23 protein-coding genes are annotated in these 22,784 nt (G+C 72.9%); 8 read left to right on the forward strand and 15 right to left on the reverse strand.

The genetic code is table 11. The features are described 5' to 3' along the window. Positions 1 to 209: 209 nt before the first annotated feature. On the forward strand, positions 210 to 1,241 hold the full coding sequence (locus ABD332_RS06535; protein WP_344500533.1) for a glycoside hydrolase family 26 protein: 1,032 nt from the start codon (positions 210 to 212) through the stop codon (positions 1,239 to 1,241). A gap of 121 nt (positions 1,242 to 1,362) precedes the next feature. After that, positions 1,363 to 3,888 carry a cellulase family glycosylhydrolase gene (locus tag ABD332_RS06540; protein WP_344500535.1) on the forward strand — a complete coding sequence of 842 codons (2,526 nt, stop codon included), beginning with the start codon at positions 1,363 to 1,365 and terminating at the stop codon, positions 3,886 to 3,888. Positions 3,889 to 3,966: 78 nt separating this feature from the next. Here ABD332_RS06540 and ABD332_RS06545 read toward each other — a convergent pair whose 3' ends face one another. Next, the gene (locus ABD332_RS06545) at positions 3,967 to 5,910 is read right to left on the reverse strand and encodes a DUF4118 domain-containing protein (RefSeq protein ID WP_344500537.1); all 1,944 of its coding nucleotides are present in this window, start codon (positions 5,908 to 5,910) and stop codon (positions 3,967 to 3,969) included. A 339-nt stretch (positions 5,911 to 6,249) separates the two neighbouring features. Between ABD332_RS06545 and ABD332_RS06550 the strand changes: the two genes are divergently transcribed. Beyond that, the gene (locus ABD332_RS06550; protein WP_344500539.1) at positions 6,250 to 7,353 is read left to right on the forward strand and encodes a hypothetical protein; all 1,104 of its coding nucleotides are present in this window, start codon (positions 6,250 to 6,252) and stop codon (positions 7,351 to 7,353) included. A gap of 84 nt (positions 7,354 to 7,437) precedes the next feature. Here the strand turns inward: ABD332_RS06550 and ABD332_RS06555 are convergent, their stop codons facing one another. The 3 genes from ABD332_RS06555 to ABD332_RS06565 all read right to left on the reverse strand — a co-directional run bounded on the left by ABD332_RS06555 (position 7,438) and on the right by ABD332_RS06565 (position 11,326). After that, a complete protein-coding gene (locus tag ABD332_RS06555) occupies positions 7,438 to 9,420 on the reverse strand; it encodes a sensor histidine kinase (protein WP_344500540.1) in 1,983 nt (660 codons plus the stop codon). Between the two features lie 48 nt (positions 9,421 to 9,468). Further along, positions 9,469 to 9,987: a GAF domain-containing protein gene (locus tag ABD332_RS06560; protein WP_344500542.1), complete on the reverse strand. Its 519-nt coding sequence runs from the start codon at positions 9,985 to 9,987 to the stop codon at positions 9,469 to 9,471. Between the two features lie 178 nt (positions 9,988 to 10,165). Further along, entirely contained in the window at positions 10,166 to 11,326 is a 1,161-nt protein-coding gene (locus ABD332_RS06565) for an alkaline phosphatase PhoX (protein ID WP_344500544.1), read from the reverse strand. Between the two features lie 249 nt (positions 11,327 to 11,575). On the opposite strand from ABD332_RS06565, the gene ABD332_RS06570 reads away from it, so the two are divergent. Beyond that, the gene (locus tag ABD332_RS06570; protein WP_344500546.1) at positions 11,576 to 12,316 is read left to right on the forward strand and encodes a methyltransferase domain-containing protein; all 741 of its coding nucleotides are present in this window, start codon (positions 11,576 to 11,578) and stop codon (positions 12,314 to 12,316) included. Between the two features lie 57 nt (positions 12,317 to 12,373). Continuing rightward, entirely contained in the window at positions 12,374 to 13,759 is a 1,386-nt protein-coding gene (locus ABD332_RS06575) for a sensor histidine kinase (RefSeq protein ID WP_344500548.1), read from the forward strand. Positions 13,760 to 13,882: 123 nt separating this feature from the next. Here the strand turns inward: ABD332_RS06575 and ABD332_RS06580 are convergent, their stop codons facing one another. From ABD332_RS06580 to ABD332_RS06615, 8 genes are read right to left on the reverse strand one after another with little or no spacing between them, the layout of a single operon-like run. Further along, positions 13,883 to 14,791: a M48 family metalloprotease gene (locus ABD332_RS06580; protein ID WP_344500550.1), complete on the reverse strand. Its 909-nt coding sequence runs from the start codon at positions 14,789 to 14,791 to the stop codon at positions 13,883 to 13,885. Then, positions 14,788 to 15,165: a BlaI/MecI/CopY family transcriptional regulator gene (locus tag ABD332_RS06585; protein WP_344500552.1), complete on the reverse strand. Its 378-nt coding sequence runs from the start codon at positions 15,163 to 15,165 to the stop codon at positions 14,788 to 14,790. The genes ABD332_RS06580 and ABD332_RS06585 overlap by 4 nt, the downstream gene beginning before the upstream one ends. A 40-nt stretch (positions 15,166 to 15,205) precedes the next feature. Then, positions 15,206 to 16,195: a UDP-glucose 4-epimerase GalE gene (gene galE, locus ABD332_RS06590; protein ID WP_344500554.1), complete on the reverse strand. Its 990-nt coding sequence runs from the start codon at positions 16,193 to 16,195 to the stop codon at positions 15,206 to 15,208. Continuing rightward, positions 16,192 to 16,533 carry a hypothetical protein gene (locus tag ABD332_RS06595; protein ID WP_344500556.1) on the reverse strand — a complete coding sequence of 114 codons (342 nt, stop codon included), beginning with the start codon at positions 16,531 to 16,533 and terminating at the stop codon, positions 16,192 to 16,194. Before ABD332_RS06595 ends, galE begins: the two co-directional genes overlap by 4 nt. After that, entirely contained in the window at positions 16,449 to 17,210 is a 762-nt protein-coding gene (locus tag ABD332_RS06600) for a phosphatase PAP2 family protein (protein ID WP_344500558.1), read from the reverse strand. The genes ABD332_RS06595 and ABD332_RS06600 overlap by 85 nt, the downstream gene beginning before the upstream one ends. Further along, a complete protein-coding gene (locus tag ABD332_RS06605; protein WP_344500560.1) occupies positions 17,210 to 17,896 on the reverse strand; it encodes a response regulator transcription factor in 687 nt (228 codons plus the stop codon). Before ABD332_RS06605 ends, ABD332_RS06600 begins: the two co-directional genes overlap by 1 nt. Before the next feature lie 8 nt (positions 17,897 to 17,904). After that, positions 17,905 to 18,285 (reverse strand): COG4705 family protein, encoded by a 381-nt coding sequence (locus ABD332_RS06610; protein ID WP_344500562.1) that lies wholly within the window; start codon positions 18,283 to 18,285, stop codon positions 17,905 to 17,907. Positions 18,286 to 18,295: 10 nt separating this feature from the next. After that, the gene (locus ABD332_RS06615; protein ID WP_344500564.1) at positions 18,296 to 18,577 is read right to left on the reverse strand and encodes a hypothetical protein; all 282 of its coding nucleotides are present in this window, start codon (positions 18,575 to 18,577) and stop codon (positions 18,296 to 18,298) included. A 198-nt stretch (positions 18,578 to 18,775) separates the two neighbouring features. On the opposite strand from ABD332_RS06615, the gene ABD332_RS06620 reads away from it, so the two are divergent. The 3 genes from ABD332_RS06620 (at position 18,776) to ABD332_RS06630 (ending at position 20,558) form a co-directional block, all read left to right on the forward strand. After that, complete coding sequence (locus ABD332_RS06620; RefSeq protein WP_344500566.1) at positions 18,776 to 19,180, forward strand: hypothetical protein; 405 nt, start codon at positions 18,776 to 18,778, stop codon at positions 19,178 to 19,180. Positions 19,181 to 19,431: 251 nt separating this feature from the next. Next, positions 19,432 to 19,956, forward strand: a complete 525-nt coding sequence (locus ABD332_RS06625; RefSeq protein ID WP_344500568.1) for a phosphatase PAP2 family protein — start codon at positions 19,432 to 19,434, stop codon at positions 19,954 to 19,956. Between the two features lie 38 nt (positions 19,957 to 19,994). Further along, positions 19,995 to 20,558 (forward strand): DedA family protein, encoded by a 564-nt coding sequence (locus ABD332_RS06630; protein ID WP_344500750.1) that lies wholly within the window; start codon positions 19,995 to 19,997, stop codon positions 20,556 to 20,558. 196 nt (positions 20,559 to 20,754) lie between these two features. Here ABD332_RS06630 and ABD332_RS06635 read toward each other — a convergent pair whose 3' ends face one another. From ABD332_RS06635 to ABD332_RS06645, 3 genes are all read right to left on the reverse strand, one after another. Further along, complete coding sequence (locus tag ABD332_RS06635) at positions 20,755 to 21,330, reverse strand: TerD family protein (protein ID WP_344500570.1); 576 nt, start codon at positions 21,328 to 21,330, stop codon at positions 20,755 to 20,757. A gap of 218 nt (positions 21,331 to 21,548) precedes the next feature. Continuing rightward, a complete protein-coding gene (locus ABD332_RS06640; RefSeq protein WP_344500571.1) occupies positions 21,549 to 21,818 on the reverse strand; it encodes a hypothetical protein in 270 nt (89 codons plus the stop codon). Positions 21,819 to 21,843: 25 nt separating this feature from the next. Continuing rightward, positions 21,844 to 22,695 carry a helix-turn-helix transcriptional regulator gene (locus ABD332_RS06645; protein WP_344500573.1) on the reverse strand — a complete coding sequence of 284 codons (852 nt, stop codon included), beginning with the start codon at positions 22,693 to 22,695 and terminating at the stop codon, positions 21,844 to 21,846. Positions 22,696 to 22,784: the final 89 nt, after the last annotated feature.

A 22,784-nucleotide genomic window follows, 5' to 3' on the forward strand; every position in this document is an offset into this window, starting at 1 on the left:
GTTGGGGGAGACCGGAAGCGCTTCCAGTCGATCTGACCCGGCTGCGTCGATGACAGCGTGTGACCCTGCGGCGCTGTTGTCAAGGATCGAGCCCTGCCTCTTTACGTCGTGACCGCCCGCCGCTAGCTTGAAACTGGAAGCGCTACCAATTGTCGGCGTCTATCAATGGGCCGACGAGAGAGCGCTCTCAACATCGACAGGGAGGCAACATGCGGATGCGAACACTGCTGTGCGCGGCGGCCGCCGCCGTCGCGTTGGTGGTGTCCGGCGCTGGCACCGCCGCGGCCGGCGCCGGCCGGGACACGGCGCCGACGCGGTACCTGGGCATATTCCGGGAGGAGGACCCCACCACGATCGCCGCCAACGTCAGAAGCCTGTACGGCGTCACGCCCGCCAGCGTGATGTGGTTCGACAGCTGGGCGAGCGGCCGTCCCTTCCCGGTGGCGGAGGCCAGGACGCTCTGGCGCCACGGCATCATGCCGCACTACACCTGGGAACCCTGGGACACCGCCCTCGGCCCCGACGACCCCGCGCAGATCCACCTGCAGGACATCATCGACGGTTCGTGGGACGGCTACATCACGGCGCGCGCCAAGGAGTTCGCCGCCGTGCGCATGCCGATCCTGGTCCGCTGGGGCCACGAGTTCAACGGCAACTGGTATCCGTGGGGCATCGCCAACAACAACGCCGACCCGGCCCAGTACGTGCGGGCGTACCGCCACGTGCACGACCTCGTCGTGGCCGCCGGCGCGCGCAACGTGCAATGGGTGTGGGCCTACAACAACGGCTCGTCACCGGACGCGCCCTACAACGACCCGGCGGCCGCCTACCCCGGCGACGCGTACGTCGACTGGGTCGGCATCGACGGATACAACTGGGGATTCGGCCCGTCGTGGGACCCGGCCGGCGATCACTGGACCACGTTCGACGAGACGTTCGCCGCCGCGTACGCCAAGGCCCGCGCCGTCGCGCCGAATCGGCCGGTGACGATCGCCGAGTTCGCGTCGACCGAGGACGGCGGCGACAAGGCGCAGTGGCTGAGGAACATGAACGCGACGCTGCGCACGGGCGCGTACCCCGATCTCAAACTGCTCACCTACTTCGACCTGACCAAGGAGGAGGCGTGGTCGCCGGGCTCGTCGCCGGCCGCGCTCGCCGCCTTCACGTCCTGGGTCGGGCAGCGGTACATGAAGGGGCGAGGAGCGGAGCTGGCCCGCATCGCCGTGCACTACAGAAGGTGAGCTGCTGTGGCGGCGGGTGCTGCACCCGCCGCCACACCGGCCGACGACGTGGCTGGAAGGGGCTGACAAACCGCCGAACGCGAGTAAGAATCGCGTTCACTATGACTGCCAACTCGCGCTCATGACCCTCCGACGGATCTGGGCCGCGCCGCAGGCCCGCGCCGCCGCGACCGTGGTCGCCCTGCTCATCGCCGTCGTCGCGGTCGGCGCCGCGACGGATCCCTCGGGTCTGCTCGCGCCGGTCGGCGGTCGAGGGCTGCCCCTCGCCGGCACCGGCAGCACCTACCGCTGGGCACCCCTCGTCGTCGGGCTTCCGGTCCTGCTGGCCGGCGCGGCGCTCCCGGTCCTGCTCGCCGGCGGGCGGTTGGCGGCCCGGTGGGTGTTCGTCGCCGCCTGGGTCGCGACCATCGGCGCGGGCGCCTGGGCGAGCGCCGCGAGTGGCTTCGTGTCGGCGATTCCCGTGCTGGGACGGCATCTTTCCGTCGGTTCGGCGCTGCGGTACGCGGTGAGCACGAGCGGCTTCGCGGCGCTGAAGTACGTCGTCGTCGGCGCGCTGGTGGCGGGCTGCGCCGCGCTCGCCGTCCGCGTCGGCCCGGCGGCCCGCTCCCGGGACGAGCCCCCGGCGGCGCAGCCGGTCCTCGCGCCAGTGCTCGTGGTGTTCGCCGTGGCCGTGCTCGCCGCGGTGGGACCGGCGGCGCAGTGGTGGCGCGGCGGCCCGGTCGGGTACGCATTCGCGGGGTTCCTCATCGCTCCGACCGCCGCCAACGGCGTGCTCGGCTTCCTCCTCGGCATGGCCGTGTTCCTCACCGTCGTCGCGGCGGTCGTGCGGGCCTTCGGGCGCAGGTTGTCCGGCAGCGGCGTGACCGTGTGGCTGGCCTCGGTGGTCGGCGGTCTCGGTCTCGGGGTCGTCGGCGCGGCGACCGCGCCGCTGTCGGACCACCTCTCCGGCGCCGGGCCGGACAGCTGGTGGATCAGCACCGCGCTGATCAGCGTCGCGACGGGGCTCAGCTACGGCGCGGCCCTCGGCCTGGCCGCGGCGCTCGTCGTTGCCGGGATCGGCTCGCGGTGGCCGTCCGTGCTGCTGCTGCGTCCCGACACGCGACCGCGGCTGGTGGTCCTCGTGGCGGTCGGGGTGCTGCTCCTCGCGCTCGCGCCGGTCATCGGCGCGCCGGTCCAGCCCGGACCGCCGTCCGTCGCCGCGGTCGCGGGGACCGGCGGCATGCAGCGGCTCCTGGTCCACCCGGCGTCGCGGCGCGACGGGACGGCCACGATCGGCGACGTCACCGGCCGGCAGGTGATCCTGCGGGGCGTCAACGTGAACCAGTTGATCGACTACTACCTGCGCGATCCGGCGGTACCGGCGACGCGGCCGCTGACCGATGACGACTTCGCCCAGATGGCGGCGATGGGCTTCAACGTGATCCGTCTCGGCATGTCGTGGTCGCGGCTGGAGCCCGAGCGGGGCAGGTTCGACCAGTCGTACCTCCGCGAGATCCAGGCGGCGGTCACGGGCGCCAAGGCACACGGGATCTACACCGTGCTGGACATGCACCAGGACGCGTGGGGCAACGCCCTCGCGCGGCCGTCCGAGCAATGCGGCGGCGGCACCACCCCGACCACCGGCTGGGACGGCGCGCCGGCCTGGGCGACGATCACCGACGGCACGGCACACTGCCAGTTCCTGGCCCGGGACCTCGCGCCCGCGGTGGCGACGGCGTACGGAAACCTGTACGCCGACCGCGACGGCCTCCAGACCGAGCTCGTCCGCGCCTGGGCGTTCGTCGCCCGCGCCTTCGCCGGCGAACCGGCCGTCGCCGGGTACGACCTGCTCAACGAGCCGGGCATCGGGCCCAACCCGCCGACCAGCTCGGGGCTGCTGCTGGGCCGGTTCTACGACGCCGCCATCACCGCGATCCGCGCGGCCGAGGGCGCCGCCGGCGGCTTCCCCCACCTCGTCTTCTTCCAGCCGAGCGTGCTGTGGTCCGGCCTCGGCTTCGACGTGGCCCCGCCACCCGGGTTCACCGCGGACCGGCAACTGGTGTTCGCCCCGCACCCGTACAGCGAGTCCATCAGCATGGATCAGAGCCTGGGCCTGACGATCGCGTCGATCGAGCGGAACCTCACCGTGTCGGCCCGCGCGGCCGCCGCCTACGGCGCCGCACTGTGGCCCGGCGAATGGGGCTGGTTCGGCGAACCCGCGACGGACGCTGCCAAGGTGCGGCGGTTCGCCGCGGCCCAGGACCGGCTCGGTATCGGCGGCGCGTTCTGGGTCTGGCGGCAGGGCTGCGGCTCACCGGAGACCGGCGCCGACGCGACCAGGTCCGGCAACCTGGTCGCGGTCGACTGCCGTACAGGCGAATCGATCCCACCGCCGGCACCCTTCGCCGAACCGCTGTCGCGCGCCTACCCCCGGGCCTTCCCGGGCCGCCTGGCGTCACTGACGGCGGGCCCGCGCGGCACCGACCTGCGGATCACCGCGACCGCCCCGCCCGACCCGGCGAACTGCCAGGTCGACGTCTGGTTCCCCGGCGAGGCCGAGCCGACCGTCCGCACCACGAACGTCCGCAACGCGTCGGCCGAGCGGGTGCCGGGCGGCTGGCGCATCACCGGCTGCGCGAGCGGCGCCTACTCCATCGCTGCCACCTGACCGAGGGCTGCCCGGGACCCAGCCGGCCGGCTGATCCGCCGCAGCGTCTCGACCGGCGGCCCGCCGCGGTGCGCCGACTCAGGACAGTTGCAGGGGGATGGAATCGGTCGGGATGGTGGCCGACAGCCGGGTGCCGCCGTCGGCGGGGCTACTGATGGTGAGGTGCCCGCCGAGTGCCTCGACCCGGTCCTGGAGGCCGGTGAGGCCGGTGCCGCGGTGCGGGTCGGCGCCGCCGATGCCGTCGTCGTCGATCGACAGGTGCAGCATGTCGTTCCGGGTCGCCTGCACGTGCACGACCGTGGCGTGGGCGTGTTTGACCGCGTTGGTCAGCGCCTCGGAGACGATGTAGTACGCGGCCGTCTCGACCACCGGGGGCATGCGCTGGTCGGTTTGGACGTCGAGGTCGACCGGCACCGGGGATCTGCGGGCGAGCGCCCTGAGCGCGGTCGGCAGACCGTCCGAGGCGAGCAACGTCGGATGGATGCCCCGCGAGATCTCGCGCAGGTTGTCCATGGCACTGATCAGACCGCGCCGGGCGTGCGACAGTTCCGCCCTGGCCTCCGTCAGTTCCGGCGGCAGGATGGCCTCCGCGGCACCGAGCTGCATCGCCACGGCGAGGAAGTGCTGCATCGCGCCGTCGTGCAGGTTGCGTTCGATGCGCTGGCGGGCCTGGTCCGCGGCGGCGACGAGCCGGGTTCGGGACGCGGAGAGCTCGGCCTTGCCCTCGGCGTTGGCGATGGCGATGGCGGCGAGGTCGGTGAACTCCGCGACGCGTGCCTCGGTGCCGGGCGGCAGCGGCTCGGACCGGACCCACGCCACGCCCGCCACGCCCCACAGCCGCCCGTCGACCACGATCGGCACCCCGACCACGGAATGGATACCCATGTCACGGGCGTACGCGGCGACGGGGCCGGCCGCGCCGTCGAAGGTGTCCACCCTGGCGGCGCACCCCGTGTTCCGCACCTTGACCAGGACGTTCTCGCCGTCGATGGGCCAGCGCACGTCGGTCGTGAGGTCGTCGGTGAGGTTGGTCGCGACGACGCTGGCCGTGCCGTCGGGTTCGTAGCGGCACAGCCACGTGCTGTATTCGCTCATCAGTCCATGCAGCTCGGTGGTGATCGCGTCGAAGACTTCGGCCGGAGGACTGCCGCCGGCCACGAGCTTCGCCACCCGCCCCAGCGCGGCCTGTTCGGCGGCGAGCCGGCGCAGCTGCTCCCGGCTCGTCTCGAGGGAGTTCAGCACGGCGGCACGTTCCCAGCCGGCGTTCAGCAGCGGCGTCAACGACGGCACGATGCTGTCCCGCAGCCGCTGCATCGTCTGCTTGGGCGTCTCGGCGGGCACCACCAGGGTCGCGCGCTGGGCGGCGTCGATGTACAGGGGAAACGCCGCGTGCCGGTCATCGCCGGGGACGGTCGCGAGGTGGATCGCGGCGTCCGGCAGCTGGAGGGATCGCGCGATGCGCTGTGCGACGGCGGGCAGCACCGCGGGAAGGTCCTCGGCGTACAGCAGCAGCCGGGCCATCTCAGCGGTGAGATCGGACTCCTCGGCCTGGACGGCACGCACCCGGGACAGATTCGCCACCGCGCTCGTGGCCACCGCGACGATGAGCAGGACCGCCAGGTCGACGACCTGCCGTACGTCCCCGGCGGCGAAACTCTCGAAGGGCCGGACGTGGTAGTAGACGAACGCCAGGGTGCTCGCCACCGCGGTGGCCATCCCGAGCCACATACCCCAAACCATTGAGGTGATCAGCACGCCGACGATGTAGATCATGCCCGGGAAATACGGCACCATGGCCTGCCGGAGTGGATAGACCAGCAGGGTCTCGACCACGGTCAGTCCAGTGGCGACCGCGATCCCCAACTCAATGGGCGGGGGTGTCGGTCGCACCAGCCGGGACAGCGCACCGATCTGCACTGACATCAGTCTAGTCCGACCACGGCGCATCGGATGCTCGCCGTCGCGGCGCCGGGGTCCGCCAGAGTGATCTTCAACTGCCGGTCGGGGCACCTGCACTTGCATCTGAACCGGTACGGTGCACGCGTGACAACGCCGCCCTCTCCCACCGGGCCGAACCCGGACTTCCCTGCGTGGGGCGCACCTGACGCCCCCGCCCCGGGCATGCCGACCTCCGGCATTCCCACGTCCGGCATGCCTACCTCCGCGACACCCGCCTCCGGTATGCCGGCATTTGGCGCGCCAGCCCCCGGTATGCCCGCATATGGTGCACCCGCCCCCGGTATGCCCGCGTACGGTGCGCCGACCTCCGGCATGCCCGCGTACGGTCCACCCACTTCCGGTATGCCCGCGTATGGAGCGCCCACCTCTGGTATGCCCGCGTATGGAGCGCCGACCTCTGGCATGCCCGCGTACGGGATGCCGGACGCGTCCGGGATGCCGCCCACGGGTGCGCCCGGCTGGAACGCGCCGCCCACCGGTCCCGTCATCGGCGGCCCGGGCGCGGGGTGGCCCAGCGGCGACCGGGGCACGCCCACGGGGTCGAGGAACAAGCTGATCATCGGCGTCGTCGCCGCCGTGCTCCTGCTCGTGTGCGGTGTCGGTGTGGCTGCGGCCTTCGTCGGCGGTGACCCCGACCAGAAGCGGACCTCCTCGGGTGCGGCGGGCGGCGCATCGGCGAGCCCGACGCCGAGCAAGGCGCCGGAGCCGTTGACCGCCACCGCGTACCAGACGCTCCTGACCGACGCCGACGCGGTGATGGGACCGGCGTGGCAGAAGGTCGCCGCGGCGAAGAACCAGGCGGCGACGGTCGAGGCCGCGCAGGCCCTGGCCGATGCGGTCAAGACGAGCGCGCCCCGGTTCACGTCCGTCACCCCGCCGAACGAGGCGGCCGCCGGCCACGAGCAGCTCAAGCGGGCGTTCGACGCGTTGGGCAGCGACTTCGTGGCGCTGACCGGAGACGCGAAGAACGGCGAGATCTGCGCCGGTCCCGCGGCGGTCGCCCAGGTGAGCGGCTTGCCGGCGGCGACCTACCTCCGGGACGCGGTCAAGGCCTTCGGGGCCGCCTTCAAGTTCGGCGCGTGGCTGCCGGCGCCGGTCGCCCAGCAGACCCGCACGCTGGCGAACGGCACCATGGTGAAGAAGGGAACCCTCAACGGGTCCGGCGAGTTCACGATCAACAACAGCGGCAGCACGACCGACGTCGTCGTGAGCCTCGTCCCGAACGGCGGCAAGGTCGCGGCCTGGACGGTCTACGTCTCGGCCGGCAAGACGTACAAGGTCAAGAAGGTCAAGGACGGCAACTACCAGGTGTACATGGCCACCGGCGTCGACTGGGACGCGGGCGTCGCCGGGTTCACCCGCTCCTGCGAGTTCGAGAAGTTCGAGGACCTCTTCGAGTTCAAGACCACGAGCAGGCAGTACACCACCTGGGAGATCACCCTCAAGGCCAGCGTCGGCGGCAACGCCGACACCGACTCGGTCGACCCCGGCGACTTCCCGCAGTGATCAGGGTCCACGGCGTCCGCTCGCTACCGAGCTGGGCGGGCGCCGTGGGACGCGCTCGCGGAGCGCCGGGCCGGCGGTGAACAGCTATAACCGTTCGTCGATAGGGATCTTGACCAGGAGCGCAGTGCCGTGCCTGACCGGGCTCACGACTTCCATGTGGCCGCCGAGGGCCTCGACGCGGTCCTGCAGGCCGATCAGTCCGGACCCCTTGCCGAGGCTGGCTCCGCCGACGCCGTCATCCTGCACCGAGAGCCGGAACACCGCGCTCTCCGCCTCGGCGTTGACGTGCACCATGGTCGCCTTGGCGTGCTTGACGGCGTTGGCGAGCGCCTCGGACACGATGTAGTACACGGCCACCTCGGTGTGGTCGGGCAGCCGCCGGTCGATGTTCAGGTTCAGGTCCACCGGAATCGCGGTCCGGCGGGCGAGCGACTTGATCGAGGCGCCGAGCCCGCCCGTGCACATGATCGCCGGATGGATGCCCCGCGAGACCTCCTGCAGGCTCTCGAACACGCCGTTCAGGCCCTGTGCGGTATGTGACAGCTGCGTCTTGTACCTGTTCAGCTCCGGTGGCATCGACGCCTCGGTCATGCTGAGCTCGAGTCCGAGCGAGACGACCCGCTGCAGCGCACCGTCGTGCAGCGCCCGTTCGAACTGTCGCCGGGTGTTGTCGGCGGCGGCGACGATGCGGGCACGGGATGCGGCGAGCTGCGCGTGATGCTCGGCGTTGGCGATCGCGCTCGCGATGAGGTTGCTGAAGTCGGCCAGGCGCCGTTCGGCCGCGGGCGGCACCGCCTCGGTCGTGAACGACACGACGGCGAGCATGCCCCAGATACGCCCGTTGGCCATGACGGGAACGCCGACCGCCGCACGTATGCCCAGTCCGCGTTCGGTCGTCGCGGCCGGACCGGGGGCACCGTCGTAGCTGTCGATCCGGGCCGGACGCCTCGTGCGCAGCACCGTCGCGACGATGCTGTCTTCTTCGAGCGGGATCGACATCGGGGCGCCCAGCTCGCTCAGACCCGCAAGGCAGGTGGCGGTGCGGTTCGGCTCGTAGCGCATCAGCGCCGTGCGGACGTCACCGAGGGCCCGGCAGAGTTCTTCCGTCATCGCGTCGAACACGTCGATGAGTGCGCAGCCCCGTGCGACCAGCATGGCCACGCGCCGCCACGCGGCCTGTTCGTCCACGAGCAGGGCGACCTTGCGGCTCGCGTTCAGCGAGTCGACGATCGCGTCGTGGTCACGTGCCGCGTACAGCAGCCACTCCAGCGTCGGCACCACGTGTTGCCGCAGGCGCTCCAGCGTCCGCTCGGGGAGGTCGGCCGGGACCAGCAGGGTGCCCAGGCGGGTCGCACCGTCACACAGCGGGAGCGCGACCCGCTGCCCGTCCCCGGGAATCACGTCGAGCTCGATCACCGCGGACCGTAGCTCAAGCGCCTGCGCGAGCCGCTGCGACGCCGAGCCGAGCGCCGAATGCAGATCGGCTGCGCACAGCATGCGCTTGGCCAGCCCGGTGGCGAGGGTGGCTTCCTGGCGGCGTTCGGCCGCCTCGGCGGCTCGGGCGCGGGCGAGATCCGCCAGGTGACCGACCGCCAGCCCGGCCGCGATGAACACCAAGACGGTCAGCAGGTCCCGGCGCGCGGTGAAGTCCAGCGTCCAGTACGGCGCGACGTGAACGTAGTTGAAGGCGAAGGCGCTGGCGACGGCCGTCAGGACGCTGAGCCACGGCTTCCACACCATCGAGACGACCAGGACGCCGCAGAGGTAGACCACGCCGGTGGCGGCCGTCCGAGAGCCGTCCCGGAGGGGAAACATCACAAGGGTCTCCGCCGCGACGCACGCGAAGGCGACGACCAGCCCGAGCCAGGCGGGCGGAGGCTTCGTTCTCAGCAGCAACGGCACCAGGTAGTCCGACACCGGCGATCGTTCTTTCGCCTCGCCGTCAACACGACGCCCGCAATTGCGGTCGTGCTGACACAATTCCTGAACGAGTATCTTACCGCACGGCAGCGGTGTGATCGCGCCGGCGGCCCGCCGATCGCGGAGCGGACGCACGCAGCCCGCCATTCGTCCCGGCCCGCGCTGGCGAGCCGGATCGCACGATGATGTGCCGCGCTACGCAAGTGCGCCGGCTGCTTCTGCGCTCACCAGCTCGGCCGTCTCCGGGGCCATGAGACGGGTCAACGCCGCGCCGGCGGCTCCGGCCAGTGCCTCGAGCCGGGCCAGTTCCTCGTCGGTGACCCGGTGCGGCTGGATCCAGTAGGCGCCGATCGCCCCCAGCGGATCCTCGACACGCATCGGGACGATGGCGAGGCTCTTCACGAATGTCGGCCGGTACGCCTCCTGCGGCACCCGTTCGTCGAACTGGATGTCCGGCACGATGGCCGGCTGACGGTTGAGCATCGACCACCCGCTGATGCACTGCCGCACGGGGAATCGTTGCCCTTTCCACAGCGGGCTCACCGCGTCCTCGTCGGCGTAGAAGCAGTACCCATCTTCCAGAAGCACCACGGTGGAGCCGTGCGCGTTCGCCAGGCGCCTCGCGGCGCCCCGGATGATGCGTTGAGCCTGCTCGACGTCCTGCACCAGGGCCAGATCGGCCACCGCGGTGTTCAGTAGCTCGGACGCATCCATGATCGATGGTCCTTCCGGTCACGACGTCGCACGCCCTCGAGGTGGTTCGGTTGACACCCTCAGCTCCAGTATTCGACGCTCCGGCCGTGCCGGCAAACGTCGGGCGGGTGGTTCGGTGGCGGCAGCGCCGGGCGTGGCGGTGCGGGATGCCTCGCCCGGCGCTGCCGCGGTGGGTGGGTCAGGTGCGGAACGGGCCGGTGACGCAGTACGTGATGCCGCCCGACGAGGCGCCGGTCGTGCCGCGCTGAGAGGAGAAGTAGAGGCGGTTGCCGGCCGGGGTGAACGCCGGTCCGGTGATCTCCGACGAGCTCTGCCCGGTGATGCGCAGGAAGACGGAGATCTTGTCGTCCGGCGTGATGAGGCAGATCTCCATGTTGCCGCCGTCCTCGGCGACGTACAGGTCCCCGGCGGTGGACCCGGTGACGTTGTCGACGCCGGTGAGCGGGGCGGTGCCGGGGCTGACCAGGTTGTCGTCGTAGGCCAGCTCGTACGTGCCGCCGGCGAGGTTGACCTGCCACACGCGGTTGTCACCCTTGGTGGTGAACCAGACGGTGTCGTCCGCGTAGTGGCAGCCCTCGCCGCCGTTGAACGACTTCGCGCCGGAGACCTGGCTGCGGGTGGCGGTGGGGGAGCCGTCCGGGTCGGGGACGTTCGCCCAGGTGAACGAGCCGGACGTGGCGCTGCCGGCCACCAGCACCTGCAGCGTGCCCGACGACAGGTCGCCCCACGTGGTCGGCACGAAGCGGTAGAACTTGCCGTTGGTCTCGTCCTCGGTCAGGTAGATGACGCGGCGAACCGGGTCGGCCGCGGCGGCCTCGTGCTTGAACCGGCCCATCGCCGGACGGGCCACGGCGGTGCCGCCGAGCGGGTAGGTCTCCCAGACCCGGCCGAGGCTGATCTCCTCGCACGACAGCCACGTGTTCCACGGCGTTTTCCCGCCGGCGCAGTTGTTGTTGGTGCCGGAGAGAATCCGCGACGCCCCGACCACGGCGCCGCTGGCGTCGAAGACCAGCCGCGACGCACCGCCGCCCGAGCCCGAGCTGGTCTCGGCGTTGGACACGTAGATCCACCCGGTGCCGTTGGGGATGACGGCGCCGCCGTCGGGCGCGTCGTGCCACACGTACGAGGTGCCGGGCACCGTCTGCCGGGACCGGGCGACGACCGAGCTCGTGAACCCGGCGGGCAGCTGGATCCCGTTGGCGTCGGCGGCCTGCAGCGCCCCGTACGGCCCGGCGGCGTTCTGCGCGGGCGCGGCGTACGCCGCCGACCACGCGGTGAAGGGCAGCGCCAGCCCGCCGGCCCCAGCGACGGTGGCGCGCAGCAACGTACGACGATCCATGAGCCCTCCCAGGTTGCGGAACCAAGGAGACCGACCCTTCCGGACCGTCCCGAGTCATCGATGAACGTGAGTCTATGGCTGTCTGAACATCACACGGCCACGAGCCGCGGCCCTGCCCGCGAGGTGTCTGCTCGGCGGCGGGTGTCCTCCGTTTGAGTCAACGGCCGTGTGAGGGGGTGTCCCAGCTGGCTCCTACTCGTTGTAGGTGACGTGGGCGGGCAGGCGGGGGCCGCCCGGGAGGGCAGGCGCATGACCAACGGCTACACGAAGGTGTTCCAGAACGCCGACGCGGTCGACAAGTACGAGCACACCACGTACGCGCCGGGCACGTACGCGTCGCATGTCGGCAGCCGGCAACGGGCGTACCTGCGGGCGCTGGTGCGGCGGACGTTCCGGACCTGGCGGCCGACGCAGCACGACTTCGCCTGCGGGACCGGGCGGGCGATCCGTGCCCTGCACGGCCTGGTCCATGAGGCGCACGGCTACGACACCTCCGCCGACATGATGGCCAAGGCCGCCGAGCTCGGCGTCAATGCCGCGTTTCACCAGGTGGCGGCCGGCGGGCCCGTGCCCGCGCCGGTGCCGACACACGGTCCGGCGATCGTGACCATGTTCCGGTTGATGCTCAACGTCCAGGACGATGTCCGGCACCGGGCCCTGTCGTTCGCCGCCGAGGCGCTGCCGAACGCCGAGGCGGGGCTGCTCGTCGTCGAGAACCACGGCAACGCCCGGTCGGTGCGTCACCTGCGGGCCCGCCGGCAGGCGGACAACCCGTGGTTCGCCGAGCTGTCCCACCGGCAGATGTACGGGTTGCTGCGGTCGCACGGGTTCGAGGTCGTGCAGCGGCGCGGGTTCGCGATGCTGAGCAAAGGCTGGTACGAGCGGCCCGGGCTCAACCGTGCGGCGCGCGCCTTCGATGCCGTCGCGGGGAAGGTGCCCGGCGCGGACGAGTTCGCCGTCAACGTCGTCTACGTCGCGCGCCGCGGGTAACCACGCTCGGGGGCGTCTTCAGCGCCGCTTCAGGTCGCCACCGCTAGGTTCAGGAGTATGACCAGGTGGTGGGGGCGGTTGACGGGGCGGTTCGGGGTGCGGATGCGGTCCGCGCTCGCCGCGGCGGCCGTCGTCGCCGTCGCGGCGCTCGCCAGCGGGGCGACGCTCGTGGTCGCCGCCCGGTTCATCCTCACCGACAACATCGACCAGGCGATCGGCCAGCGCGCCACCCAGGTCGCCGCGGCGCTCGGCACCGCGGATGGGGCCGGTCTCGCCGCCACGCTGCGGCCGACCGCGCGGGACCGCACCGTCGTCCAGGTGGTCGACGGGGGTGGGCGGGTCGTCGCGGCGTCGGCCGCCGTCGCCGGGAGCGGCGCGATCTCCCCGCTGCGACCCCAGCCGGGGCAGACGCTGCGCGAGCAGCGCGGGCTCGAGCTCGCCCGCGACGATCACTTCCGGATCGTCGCGCTGGGGGTCAGCACCCCCGACGGGCCGCGGACGGTCCTGGTCGCGCAGTCGCTCGACGAGGTCAACGACGGGACCGAGGCGGTCATCGGCGCGCTCGCCGTGGGGATGCCGTTGCTCACCCTCGTCGTCGGCGCGGCCACGTTCCTGTTCGTCGGCCGTACGCTGCGCCCGGTCGACGCGATGCGCCGCCAGGCCGACACGATCACCGCCCGCAACCTGCACACCCGGCTGCCGGTGCCGGCCACCGCCGACGAGATCGCCGCGCTCGCCACGACGATGAACACGATGCTGGACCGGATCGAGTCGGCCTCCGACGCCCAGCGCCGGTTCGTCGCCGACGCCAGCCACGAGCTGCGCAGCCCGCTGTCGACCATCCACGCCGGCCTCGACCTGCTGGCCGCCGCCGACCTGCCGCCGGCCGCCGGCGTCCACGTCACCCGGATGCGGCACGAGAGCGCCCGGATGGCCCGGCTCATCGCCGACCTGCTGCTGCTCGCCCGCATCGACGAGTCCGGTCCGCAGCTGCGCCGGGAGGACGTCGACCTCGACGACATCGTCTACACCGAACGCGACCGGCTCAGCGCCGGCCACCCCGGCCTGCGGGTGGAGGCTCGGGTCAGCCCCGTCCGCGTCGACGGCGACCCGCACCACCTGCAGCGGGTCCTGCGCAACCTGCTCGACAACGCCGCCCGGCACGCCCGCGGCCGCGTCGAGATCGACCTGAGCGCGGCCGGCGGCACGGCCGAGCTGACCGTCGCCGACGACGGGCCCGGCATCCCGGCGGCCGAGCGGGAGCGGGTCTTCGGCCGGTTCGTGCGGCTCGACGACGACCGCTCCCGCCAGGCCGGTGGCACAGGACTGGGGCTGCCGATCGCCCGCGACGTCGTCGCCGCGCACGGCGGCACGCTCACCGTCCACGAAGGGCCCCACGGCGGCGCGCTGCTGCGGATCCGGCTGCCCATGGCGCCCGGCTGACCGGACACCACCCCGCGCGGCCCGGCCGTCATGCGACCGCGGCCACTCCAGTCAGGCGCGGGCGACGGCGACGAGTCGGCGCCCGCGGCGCTGCCCGCCCGGTGATCGGCCACCACGCGCGGTTTACAGCCAGGCGCGGGCGACGGCGACGAAGTCGGCGGCCGCGGCGCCGCCCGCCGCCACACAGACGACCACGACCGCCGTGCTCGCGGCCATGGCGGCCCGGAAGCGGCCCGCGGCGCGGAAACGGCCGGCGGCCGGCCGGGTGAGCGCCTGGACGCGGCGCACGACGTCGGACCCGCCGGCCGCGAGGCCACCGGCGGGACGCCGCCCGCCGCCGGCCAGGGCGACCTTCGCGATGGCCCGGGCCACGACGTGCCGGTCCCCGACCGCGGCGGCGGCCGTCTCGTCCGCGCTGCGCTCCACCAGCAGCGCGACGACCCGGGAGACCGGGCGCAGCAGCGGGTTGGCGGCCGCGGCCGCGGCGGCGAACGCGACCGTCCGGTGATGGCGGTGGCGCAGGTGCGCGTGCTCGTGGGCGAGGACCGCGGCGCGTTCGGTGCGGTCCAGCAGCCGCAGCAGGCCCGCGGTCACCAGCACGTGCCCGGCCCGGCCGGCGCCCGCCGGCACCGCCACGGCGTGCGGCTCGGGAAGGTCGGCGACGAGCAGCCCGTCGTGCGGCACCCCAGCGGCGAGCAGGTCCCGGGTGACGGCCCGCTCCTGCCGCAGGTGCGCCACGCAACGCCGGCCGACCCAGACCAGGGCGGCCGCCGCGGCCAGCGCCACCACGCCTGGGACCGGCTCGGGCAGCGGGTAGGCGGCCGCGTGCTCCCGGGCCTCCAGCGCCGGCAGGTCATCGAGCAGCGTCAGCGCCAGCAGCGCCAGGCTGCCGGTGCTGACCGTGGCCGCCAGGGCGGCAGCGGCGGCGAGTGCCCGGGCCGTCCGCTCCGGCGCGGCCGCGGCGGCCAGCGAGCGCGCGGCGACCGCGAGCAGCGCCGGCAGCAGCAGCGGCAGGTAGACGGCGACGGTCACGCCGGCGGCTCCTGCCGCAGCAGCGCGCGCAGCGTCGCCAGGTCGTCCTCGGCGAGGTCGTCGGTGAACCGGCGCAGCACCGCCTGCCGGTCCGTCGGCCCGTCCAGCACCGCCCGCATCTGCTGGGCCGCCGCCGTCGCCGCGTCCCGGGCCGGCCAGTACACGTGACCCCGCCCGCGCCCGGCGGGCCGGCGCTCCAGCAGACCCTTGTCGTGCAGCCGCACGAGGATCGTCTGCACGGTGTTGTACGCCAGGCCGGCGTCGAGCGCGGCCTGCAGCTGGGCCGGGGACAGCGGCTCGCCGGCGGCCCACAGCGCGGCCATCGCCTGAGCCTCCAGTGAGCCCGGGGCACGGCGCGCGTTGGAGTCAGCCACGATCACCACCATATCCGTGACCTGCCCGGCGGCCCGCGCGCTACCCGTGCTGTCCGCGCCCGCCGGCGGCGGTGAGCGTGGCGGTGCGGGCCTGCCAGGCCGAGGTGACGGCGTCCAGCAGCGTGTACCGGGGCCGCCAGCGCAGGTCGGCACGGATGCGGTCGATCGCCGCGACGACCTCCGGCGGGTCACCCGGACGTGGCGGGCCGGACCTGACCGGGACCGGCGCGCCGGTGACCGCGGCGACGGCCCGCACGACGTCCAGCACCGAGTGCCCGCGGCCGGCGCCGGCGTTGTACACCGCGGCACGGTGACCGCGGGTGAGGTGGCGGGCGGCGAGCCGGTGCGCCTCGGCGAGGTCCGCCACGTGCACGTAGTCGCGCACGCCGGTGCCGTCCGCGGTCGGCAACGCGGTGCCGGCGATGGTCAACGGCACCCCGGTCTCCTGCGCCGCGAACGTGAGCGGCAGCAGGTTCGTGGCGCCGCGGTCGCCGAGGTGCGGGGCACCCGCGCCGACGGCGTTGAAGTAGCGCAACGCGATCCAGGACAGGTCGTGCGCCCGGCCCGCGGCGGCCACGAGGTCCTCCGCGACAAGTTTCGTCTGCCCGTACGGGTTGACCGGCCGGGCCGGCGCGTCCTCCGCGACGGTCGCGGTGCCGGGCACGCCGTACACGGCGGCCGACGACGAGAACACCAGCCGGCGCACACCGGTGTCGACCATCGCGGCGAGCAGCGCTGCGACGAGTCCGACGTTCTGCTGGTGGTACCAGATGGGACGGCGCACCGACTCCGGCACGGACTTGCTGCCCGCCAGGTGCATGACCCCGGTGACGCGGTGCCGCTCGAGCGTCGCCCGCAGCAGCACCGGGTCGCCGGCGTCCGCGACGACGAGCGGCACCGCGGCGGGAAGGCGGGCGGGGTCGCCGGTGGACAGGTCGTCGAGGGCGACGACCGGCTCCCCGGCCGCCACGAGCGCCGCGACGACGTGCGCGCCGATGTATCCGGCGCCGCCGGTGACGAGCCACGTCATCGCGGCACCGCCTGATGCGCGGCGAGGGTGCCGACCGCGGCTTGCATCGCGGCGTCGGTTGCGGCGGTGAGCGCGGCGGCGCCGCCGGTGAGCCGCTGCGAGCCGGCGAGGGCGAGCAGCCAGCCCCAGGTGCGGGGGAGTGTGGTCAGCTGCCGCCGGCACAGGCCGCGCAGCAGCACCCCGGCCCGCCGTGGCACCAGGTCGACGAAGTCGTGCCGGTCGACCTGGTGCCCGCTGGCGCGCAGGCGGCGGGTCAGTTCGGCGGCGGCGCCGTCGTGTCCGGCGCCGAAGCTGGCCGAGACGACGACGGTGCGCTGTCGTGCCGCTGGATGGTGCATTCCGGGCTCCCCTCCGGCCGGTGCGTCCGGCCGTCGTCACGCTGAGGGGATGGTGGCCGCGCGGTCCTGAAGGAACGCTGAACCCGCAGACCGCGGGCGAGGGCGACGGTGACGGCGGTGGCGAGGAGCCAGCCGCCGAGGACGTCGCTGGGCCAGTGCGCGAGCAGCGCGACCCGGCTGACGCCGACGAGCACGGCCCAGGTGCCGGCGACGGCGACGAGGACGCGGCGCGACCGGCGGCCGGTCAGGACGGCGCACCCGAGCACGATGAGGACGCCGGCGGTCACCGCCGAGGACGTGGTGTGCCCGGACGGGAACGCCCATCCGGCGGTCGGGGTGAGCCGGTCGACCGGGCGCGGCCGGTGCACCAGGGTCATGACGGTGAGCCGGACGGCGGTGGCGGCCGTGGCGGTGCCGAGCAGGAACCACAGGCCGGTCCGCCACCGCTTCCACAGCAGGACCGCGGCGAGCAGCAGCCCGGCCGGCACCAGCACCCGGCTGTCGGCGCTGTGGGTGATCGCCGACATCACCGCGCGCCAGCCGTCGTGCCGCAGGGCGGCGTGGCGGGCCGCCTCGCTGACCGCGGAGTCGAGGCGGACCAGCGGGCCGAACCGGACGACGACGAGGACGGTGAGCAGGCCCAGCGCGGCCGCGCAGAGCACCGGGACGCGACGCATCAGCCGCCGTCCGGGTCCATGCGGTAGCCGGCGCCGCGGACGGTGCGGATCGCGGACCGTCCGTACGGGTGGTCGATCTTCTTGCGGATGTAGCCGACGTAGACCTCGATGATGTTCGGGTCGCCGTCGAACGCGGCGTCCCACACGTTCTCGATGATGGCGGTCTTGGTGACCACGTCACCGGCGTGCCGCATCATGAACTCCAGCAGCGCGAACTCCCGCGGCGTGACCGGGATCTCGTCGTCGCCGCGGGTCACCCGCCGACGGGCCGGGTCCAGGCGCAGGTCGCCGGCGCTGAGCACGACCGGCCGTTGCGGCGCGCCGCGGCGGATCAGGGCCCGCAGCCGGGCGACGAGCACCACGAACGAGAACGGTTTGGTGAGGTAGTCGTCGGCGCCGAGGTCGAGCCCGTCGGCCTCGTCGTAGTCGCCGTCCTTCGCGGTCAGCATCAGCACCGGCGTCCACACGTCACGCTGCCGCAGCTGCCGGCACACCTCGTAGCCGCTCAGCCCCGGCAGCATGATGTCCAGCACGATCGCGTCGTAGGCGCCGTTGGGTGACTCGGTCGCCGCCCACAGTCCGTCCACACCGTTGAACATCACGTCGGTGGTGAAGCCCTCGATGCGCAGGCCGTCCCGGATCGTCTCGGCCAGCCCGACCTCGTCCTCGACCAGCAGCAGCCGCACTCCGCCTCCTAGGGGTAGGTCCGGGCGTTGATCGGGACCGGCTCGCCGGGCCCGCCGGCCCGTTCGTCGACGACGTCCACCCGGCTGCGGGTCAGGTGGACGACGAGCAGGACCGACGCGAGCAGGAACACCACGCTCGGTCCGACCGTACCCAGGCCCAGACCGGCGGCGTCACGGGACTGCGAAAGCCAGTCGCCGAGCGACGCGCCGAGCGGTCGGGTCAGCACGTACGCGGCCCAGAACGCCAGGACCGGACCCAGGGCGCGCAGCCGGTTCATGTCGAGCAGGTCGGCGGCGGTCTCGCCCACCGTGGTGGCCAGGACCTTGATGATCCAGAAGTAGACGGTGACTTCGGGCACCTTGTTCGCCGTACGGCGGGCGACCTTCATGACGGGAGCCTCACAGTTGGGACCTGAACGGTCGCTGAAAGCGCCCGCACCCGAACGGGGTGGGCAGCAGGGCCGCGCACGCCACGACGTAGGCGAGCGTCAGCCAGCCGTGCGCGGCGTCCGGCATCGGCACCCACCGGGCGGTGAAGAGGCCGAGGCACGCGGACGCGGTCCACCACGGCCACGCGGCGCGGGAGCCCAGGACGTCCCAGATCGCGGCGCCGACGACGACCCCGGGATCTGGGACGCCGGTGACGACCGGCCCCGCGGCCGATCCCGGGCCGCCGACCATGTGGTGATCGTGGTGATGGAGAACCAGCGGTACGACGCCGTCATCGGCCACAGCAGGACCACTACTCGATCCTGCGCACCGTCCAGCAGTGGTACGGGCTGCCGCCGCTCGGCGAGTCCGCCGGACGCGCTCCGCTCCAGCTGCGCTGAGCACGCCGTTCATCGAATTCTCAGGTTCGCCGCCCTACCTTCGCCGGTCATGAGTGCTGAACACGAACCCGCAGCTCCGGACCTGCCCGAGATCGAGAACGGCCAACCTCTGTGGCCCGGCCCGGCGCCGGCCTCAGCGACGACGCGGTCCCGTTGGTCGGGGCTCGTCGCCACGCCCGGCCGTGCCGCAGCGGTGGCCGTCGCGGCAACCTTGGTCCTGGCGGTGGTTCCCTGTGCCGCCCTGGGCGCGGTCGCCGGAGCCGCGATCGTCGGCCTGCACGGCGAGGGTGGCGACCGGCACGGGGAGCACGCCGACCACGGCGACCGCCGGGACCGCGGCGAACAGGCCGACCGGGACGAAGGCGGGGAACGCGACGACGACGGGCCGGTGGCCACCGCCTCCCCGTCCGTGCCCCCTGCCGGCGCGTCCCCGACCGCCAGCCCGACGCCCTGAGTGGCCGCCACGGCCGCTCCGCTTGCGTATTCCCACAACGTGTAGGAGATTGGCGACGTTAGGTGAGCCTACGCTCGGAGCGGCTCGTGGGAACGGTCTGCGTCCTGGAGGTCACCGCCTGGCTGCTGTTCGCGGGCGTCGTGCTCGCCCTGTTCTTCCGGCCCGCGCCGCGCACCGCGGTCGTCGCGCGCCCGTGACGGCCGGCGGCGCCTTCATCGGATTCTCAGGTTCGGATCCCTACCTTGGCCAGGATGAACTACCGACTGTTCCAGCTGATCAACGACCACGCCGGCCGGGTCGACGGGGTCGATGACATCATGGAGTTCCTCGCCGGCCCGTTCATCTACGTCGTGTTCGCGGCGTTCGCCGCGGTCGTCGTGTGGGCGCTGCGGGGCGGCCGGCGCGGCCAGGTCGCCTACGTGTTCGCCGCGCTGCTGGTGGCGTTTCTCGGCGCGCAGCTGCTGAACCACCTGAACGGGCAGCTGCGCCCGTTCCAGACGCACCAGGTGCACCAGCTCGTCGCGCACGCCGGCGGGGTGTCACTGCCCAGCGACCACGCCACCGCCGCGTTCGCGATCGCTCTGGCCGTCGGGGTGTTCCTGCACCGCGGCGCGGGCGTCGCCCTGCTGGTCGCGGCAGTCGCGGTCGGGGTGGCCCGGATCTGGGTAGGCGTGCACTACCCGGGCGACATCCTCGCCGCACTCGGCATCGCCGCCGCGGCGGTCGCCCTCGTCGCATCAGCTCCGGCCGCAACCGTCGTAAGGAAGACCGTGTGAAGTTCCTGGACCCCGAATGGCTCATCTCCACCTTCGGGATGCTCGGCATCCTGGCGATCGTCTTCGCCGAGTCCGGCCTGCTGATCGGGTTCTTCCTGCCGGGCGACTCACTGCTGTTCACCACCGGGCTGCTCGTCGCCGACGGCCGCTACCTGCACCAGCCGCTGTGGCTGGTGTGCCTGCTGGTGTCGGTCGCCGCGTTCGCCGGCGACCAGTTCGGCTACCTGTTCGGCCGGCGGGTCGGCTCCGCGCTGTTCCGGCGGCCGAACTCGAGGCTGTTCAAGCAGGAGCACCTCGCCAAGGCGCAGGAGTTCTTCGCCCGGTACGGTGCCCGGTCGATCGTCCTGGCCCGCTTCGTGCCGGTGGTGCGGACGTTCACCCCGATCGTCGCCGGCACCAGCGGCATGCACTACCGCACGTTCGTGTTGTACAACGCCGTCGGCGGCGCGCTGTGGGGCACCGGCGTCACGGTGCTGGGCTACTTCCTGGGGCAGATCGCGTTCGTGAAGTCCAACATCGAGTTGATCCTCATCGGCGTCGTCGTGCTGTCGGTGGTGCCGATCGGCGTCGAGTTCCTGCGGGCCCGTTCGCGCCGGCGGTGAGCGGTCCGGCACCACCGTCCTGAACGCACGTCCGCGCCCCGCCGGCTCAGCCGACGATCTTGCCAGCGCCGCCGGCACCCTTCTGCGCCTCGGCCAGGAAGGCCTTCATGTCGATGGTCTCCAGGCCGCCCGGCTCACGCACAGCGCGGCGGGCCCATCCAGGATCGGAGGGGCCCGCCGGTCTGGTGACGCCTGGTTACACGTTGACGCCGTAGTCCTTCGCGATGCCGGCCAGGCCGGACGCGTAGCCCTGCCCGACGGCGCGGAACTTCCACTCGCCGCCGTTGCGGTACAGCTCGCCGAAGACCAGCGCGGTCTCCGTCGAGTAGTCCTCGCTCAGGTCGTACCGGGCCAGCTCGTTGTTGTCGGCGGAGTTGACCACCCGGATGAACGCGTTGGTGACCTGCCCGAAGGACTGGTTGCGGGCGTCGGCGTCGTGGATGGACACCGGGAAGACGATCTTGTCAACCTCGGGGGCGACCCCGGCGAGGTTCACCTTGATCATCTCGTCGTCACCCTCGCCCTCACCGGTCAGGTTGTCACCGGTGTGCTCGACCGTGCCGTCGGGCGACTTGAGGTTGTTGAAGAACACGAAGTGCTGGTCGGACAGGACCTTGCCGTCCGCGCCCACGAGCAGCGCGCTGGCGTCCAGGTCGAAGTCCGCGCCGGTGGTGGTGCGCACGTCCCAGCCAAGACCCACGTTGACCGCGGCCAGGCCGGGCGCGGCCTTGGTCAGACTGACATTGCCGCCCTTGCTGAGGCTGACTCCCATGAATCCTCCAGATCGATGCCGGCACGAGTGCGGTCCGCGCCGGCTGACGTTTGCAGACGGTGCTACAGGTGACGCCGAACTGCCCTGCGACGCCGGCCAGGCCGGGTGCAGCACAGACCCCCCAGCGAGGATGCAGTCACCGCTCGCCGGTCCATCATGCTCCGCGACCCTGGACGTTCGCTGTGAGTCACGACGAGACACGACCAATTTTTGCATCGTCACCCTGGCGTCGTGCCGTCGACCTTACGAATCAGCAGCCACATGCCGGTGGACCGCAGGTGCTGGACGAGGTCGAGGCCGGGGCGCTGGTTGGTGCCGGGCAGCACGAAGACGAACTCGGCGCCCTCGCCGCGGCCGCCCGGCCAGCCGACGGTCACCGCGGTCCGGGTGAACGTCATCCCGGCGGCCAGCAGCGCCTGCTCGACCATGTCGACGCCCTCGTTGACCGCCGTCAGGTGGAACGCCGACACACCCCGGTAAACCTGCATGGCGGCATTGTCCATCGAAGCGCCGTCACGCGGAACCGGTCAGGGTCTGCGTGCCGAGCACGACGGCGAGGGCGAGCCGGTCGGCGTCGTCGGTGCCCGGCTCGGCCGTGTAGACGGTGATGCGCAGGTCGTCGGCGGTGACGACGAGCGTGTCGCAGTCCAGGGTGATCCGGCCGACGGCCGGGTGCTCGACGGTCTTGTGCCGCGACGGCTCCGACGGCGGTGCGGGCGCCTCGCCCTCCCACAGCTCGGTGAAGCGCGGGCTCGCGGCCGCGAGGTCGTCGATCAGCCGGCGCAGCGAACGGTCCGCCGGATACCGCGACGCGGTCTGGCGCAGGTCCGCCACCAGCAGCGCCGTGTGACGGGCCTGCTCCTGCGCGGTGTGGACGACACGGGTCGGGAAGCCGGCGAGGTTGCGCCAGACGGCGTTGCGTTCCAGGCCGTGCCAGCCCGACGTCTCGCCCATGAGCGCGTCGTACGGGGCGTTCGCGACCACCAGCGTCCAGGTGGCGTCGTACACGACGACCGGGGTGTGCGCGAGCCGGTCGAGCAGCCGCTGCACGCTCGGCGGGACGTGCGACGGCACGACGTCGGCGCCGGGCGGGGCGTGGCCGGCGAGCCGGTAGAGCAGGTCCCGGTCGGGACCGGACAGGCGCAGCGCCCGCGCGAGGGCCTGCACCACCTGTACCGACGGCGCCGTCGCCCGCCCCTGCTCCAGCCGGGTCAGGTAGTCCGCGGAGATCCCGGCGAGCCCGGCGAGCTCCTCGCGGCGCAGTCCCGCGGCGCGGCGGCGCCGGCCGACCGGCAGGCCGGCGGTCTCCGGCGCGACCCGGTCACGCCAGCGGCGCACCGCCCGGCCGAACTCCCACTGCTCCACCCGCCCAGTCTCCACCGACGCCGGCGGGCGTGTCCTGGCCCTGGCAGTCCTACGACAACGCGACGACTGCCTGACGGCGTTCCGGGCGG

The sequence above is a fragment of the Dactylosporangium maewongense genome (assembly GCF_039531485.1).
In the GTDB taxonomy this organism is placed as follows: domain Bacteria; phylum Actinomycetota; class Actinomycetes; order Mycobacteriales; family Micromonosporaceae; genus Dactylosporangium; species Dactylosporangium maewongense.